This window comes from Marinimicrobium sp. UBA4509 (assembly GCF_002388575.1).
Taxonomy (GTDB): Bacteria; Pseudomonadota; Gammaproteobacteria; order Pseudomonadales; family Cellvibrionaceae; genus Marinimicrobium; species Marinimicrobium koreense.
In genome coordinates this window covers 4,139-8,390 of record NZ_DGMV01000031.1, presented here as the reverse complement: position 1 = coordinate 8,390, position 4,252 = coordinate 4,139, and the positions used below count along the sequence as shown (strand labels likewise).

General features: G+C 59.4%; 4 protein-coding genes. All 4 read left to right on the top strand.

Translation table 11 applies throughout. The features are described 5' to 3' along the window. A partial coding sequence (gene guaA, locus B3520_RS03750) for a glutamine-hydrolyzing GMP synthase (protein ID WP_286875442.1) occupies positions 1 to 1,164 on the top strand: 1,164 nt, incomplete at its 5' end. A 55-nt stretch (positions 1,165 to 1,219) separates the two neighbouring features. Further along, positions 1,220 to 1,936, top strand: coding sequence for a YebC/PmpR family DNA-binding transcriptional regulator (locus tag B3520_RS03745; protein ID WP_286806680.1), 717 nt, complete (start codon positions 1,220 to 1,222; stop codon positions 1,934 to 1,936). A gap of 106 nt (positions 1,937 to 2,042) precedes the next feature. Further along, complete coding sequence (locus B3520_RS03740) at positions 2,043 to 2,405, top strand: FHA domain-containing protein (RefSeq protein ID WP_286806678.1); 363 nt, start codon at positions 2,043 to 2,045, stop codon at positions 2,403 to 2,405. A 9-nt stretch (positions 2,406 to 2,414) separates the two neighbouring features. After that, positions 2,415 to 4,094, top strand: coding sequence for a serine/threonine-protein kinase (locus B3520_RS03735; RefSeq protein WP_286806677.1), 1,680 nt, complete (start codon positions 2,415 to 2,417; stop codon positions 4,092 to 4,094). Positions 4,095 to 4,252 lie beyond the last annotated feature (158 nt).

The window sequence follows — 4,252 nt, the reverse complement described above, 5'->3', positions numbered from 1 at the left end:
GTCTGGATGAGCCACGGCGACAAAGTCATCAAACTGCCGCCGGACTTCGACATCATGGCCTCCACCCCGAGCTGTCCGATCGCCGGCATGGCCAATGAAGCCAAAAAATTCTACGGCGTCCAGTTTCACCCGGAAGTCACCCACACCCTTCAAGGCAAACGCATCCTCGAGCATTTCGTGTTCGAACTCTGCGGCTGCGAAGCCCTTTGGACTCCGGCCAAAATCGTCGACGACGCCATCGAAAAAGTGCGCGAACAAGTGGGCAAGGACAAAGTCCTGCTCGGCCTGTCCGGGGGCGTGGACTCCTCAGTGGTGGCGGCCCTGTTACACAAAGCCATCGGCGACCAGCTCACCTGCGTGTTCGTCGACAACGGCCTGCTGCGCAAAGACGAAGGCGACCAGGTCATGGAAATGTTCGCCCGTAACATGGGCGTGAAGGTGATCCGCGTCGACGCCGAAGACCAGTTCCTCGGCAAGCTCCACGGCGTGGACGACCCCGAAGCCAAGCGCAAGATCATCGGCAACACCTTCATCGATGTGTTCGATGATGAAGCCACCAAACTCAAAGACGTCAATTGGCTGGCCCAGGGCACCATCTATCCGGATGTGATTGAATCCGCAGCCGCCAAAACCGGCAAGGCTCACGTGATCAAATCCCACCACAATGTGGGCGGCCTGCCGGAAACCATGAAAATGCAGCTGGTGGAACCGCTGCGTGAGCTGTTCAAAGACGAAGTGCGAAAAATCGGTCTGGAGCTCGGCCTGCCTTACGATATGGTCTACCGCCATCCCTTCCCGGGGCCGGGCCTGGGCGTGCGCATTCTGGGTGAAGTGAAAAAAGAGTACGCCGATATTCTGCGCGAAGCCGATGCCATTTTTATTGAAGAGCTGCACAACGCCGACTGGTACCACAAAACCAGCCAGGCCTTTGCGGTGTTCCTGCCGGTCAAATCGGTCGGTGTCGTTGGGGATGCTCGTCGCTACGAGTGGGTCATTGCCCTGCGCGCGGTGGAAACCATCGACTTCATGACCGCACGCTGGGCGCATCTGCCGTACGAATTGCTGGAGAAAGTCTCCAACCGTATCATCAACGAGATTTCCGGTGTGTCACGGGTGACTTACGATGTATCCAGTAAGCCACCCGCGACCATCGAATGGGAGTAGGCCGTCTTTTGACGGCCGTGCATGAATAACAGATAAACGAACCCGGTATTCACCCATGGGCAGAGCCTACCAGAACCGCAAAGAATCCATGTCCAAAACCTCGGACATGAAATCCAAAATTTACAGCCGTTACAGCCGTGAGATTTACATGTGCGCCAAGTCCGGTGGCACCGAGCCGACCGGCAATCTGGCGTTGGCGTCTCTGCTGGAGCGGGCAAAGAAAGAGCAGGTGCCCGCTCATGTAATCGATAAAGCGATCGCCAAGGCCGAAGGCGGCGGCGGAGAAGATTTTGCGGTAGCGCGCTATGAAGGGTTTGGGCCCGGCAACACCATGATCATTGTCGACTGCCTGACCGACAACCCCAACCGGACCTATGGCGATGTGCGCACCTGCTTCAACAAGGTGAAAGCCAAGCTGGGTGCTTCCGGCGCGGTCAGTCATTTATTTGACCACAGCGCGATTTTCCGTTTCTCCGGGCCGGACGAAGACGCGGTGCTGGAGGCTCTGGCGGACGCCGATGTCGATGTCACCGATATCGAGGCCGAGGAGGGCATCATCACGGTATTTGCCCCTCAGACCGAATACGCCAAAACGCGCAATGCCCTGAAGGAGGCCTTCGAAGGGATCGAGTTTGAGGTTGAGGATGTGCAGTTCATCCCTCAGATAACCACCGAGATCGCGGGCGAGGACGTCGAGCAGTTCGAGAAAATGGTCGAACTGTTGAACTTTCTGGACGATGTTCAGCGCGTTTTCCATAATGCGGAGTATTGAGGCGCGGTAACCGCGCGCTCAATCAGCAAGAGGAGAAAGGCGTCACATTCCTCCCTGGCTCCCTGTGCTACGCTTTCCGGATTGACCGGCACAGACAGGGGGCCCTATGCCGTACATCCACCATCAGCTCAACGGTGCCAGTGTCGGCTACTATGAGCTCAGCAACGAAACCCTGACCATCGGGCGCAGCGCCGATAATCACCTGGTTGTGGATGATGCCACGGTCAGTGGGCACCACGCCGTCATCGAGGCGACCGCTCAGGGTTTCCGCATCCGGGACCTGAACAGCACCAACGGCGTCTGGGTGAACGGTCAGCGGGTGCCCGAGGCGCCCTTGAGAGTTGAAGACAGCATTCGGGTCGGAACCCATGAGCTGCAGTACGCCGAGCAGATTTCCGACGAGCTGCAGCGCACCCTGAAAATCAAAAAAAGCTGGATTCCCGGCATTTACTACACCGCTGAGAAATAAGCCGTCTTCATGAGCGCTACCTTCACGGAACGATTGGCCGACGGACTGAGCCTGCGTGTGCTGGTACTGTTGCTAGGCGGCTGGCTGATCCTGCTCCCCCAATCCCTCCAATCGCCCTCCTGGCTTGATGCGATGCTCTTTGATGCCTCCTTGGCATTGACCCCCGAGCGGGTTCGTTACACTCATCCGGCCTCCCCATCGTCGACTGGCGGATGGTATTCGATCTGGCCCCAGGTTACCGACCGCTGGGCAGAGCAGGGGCTGTCCAGGCATTCCGGGGCGCTTCTCAATGGCGGTTACCGGACGCCCTGGTGGTTTTACCCGGCCTTCTCCGGTCTGATTCTGGCTCTGGCGGTTTATCTAATCTGGTTGACCCCGGTCATGGGCAGGGTGGCCGCGTTATTGATGACCGGGCTGCTCACCATAGGCCTGGTCGCGGGGCAGATTGGTGCCCAGATCAGTCAGGGGCTGTATCTGCCACTCGGGTTGGCGGTTCAGTACCTGTGGGTCGGACTGTTGCTGATCGGTGCGTATTGGCACCAGCGTCGCTGGTATCGCCAGGCGCAGTATCTGCGTCGTCAGTTGGGGATTGAGCGCTTTGATAACGGTCACTGGAAAGAAGCGCTGACCGCGCTGAAAGCCTGCCCCACCTCGGAGTCTATTCTGGATCTGCTCTACGACCAGGCCAGAGAGCACGAACGCCGGCAGCGCCGCCAGGAGGCGCTGGCCTGTTACCGGGAGATCGCGCGGCGCAAGCCCATGTACCGTGACGTAGCGCAACGACTCAAGGCGCTGGAGGCTCGGCAGGGGGCCACAGGCACCGCGAACCTGGCACAGACCCAGGTGCTGGAGGAGTTCGCCGTACCCCAGCAACTGGGGCGCTACCAGATCGAGCGGGAGTTGGGGCGTGGCGCAATGGGCATCGTCTATCTCGGGCGAGATCCCCATATTGCCCGGGAGGTGGCCATCAAAACACTGAATGTTGCGCCCTTCGATGCCGATGAGCGCGAGAGCCTGAAAAAACGGTTTTTCCGGGAAGCGGAAGCGGCGGGGCGGCTGCGGCACCCGAATATTGTGACGGTATACGATGTGGGACAGGAGCATGAGTTGGCCTTTATCGCCATGGATTACGTCCGCGGCGAGCCGCTCAGCGAACGCACGGCTCAATCCCGGCAGCTTCCGCTCGCCAAGGTCTATGAGCTGATGGCCACGGTCGCGGAGGCGCTGGCCTATGCCCACGAGCAGCAAGTGGTTCACCGGGATATCAAGCCGGGCAATATTCTCTATGACCCGGATGAAAACCGGGTGGTGGTGACCGATTTCGGAATCGCCCGGGTGGCCAACAGCGCCCGGACCCAGACCGGCGAGATTATGGGGAGCCCTCTCTATATGTCCCCGGAGCAGCTCAAGGGGGCGCGGGTAGGGCCAGCGAGCGATATTTTCAGTCTGGGCGTGACTCTGTACCAACTGCTGACCGGGGCGCTGCCATTTCGTGGCGATACGATTGCAGAGCTGAGCTATCAGATCGTGCAGAGCCGGCACCGGCCTCTGCGTGAGGTGCGGAAGGATCTGCCGCGCAGTGCCACGCGGATTGTGAACAAAGCGCTACAGAAAGAGCCGGAAAAACGCTATGCAACTGCGGCCGAGATGGCCAAGGCATTACGCTCGGCACTGGAGAAAGAGTTCTGATGTTCGCAGACAGTCTGCTGTGGCATGAAGTCCGGTCTACGACGGGGAATACCGTTTCAAGACACGCCGTACATACGGTCCCCTTCGCGCTCCAGACGCTTCGGGACACTTCCCACATCCATGTGGGGCGTCCAGGGCGGGTGACGGTCTCAGAGGGG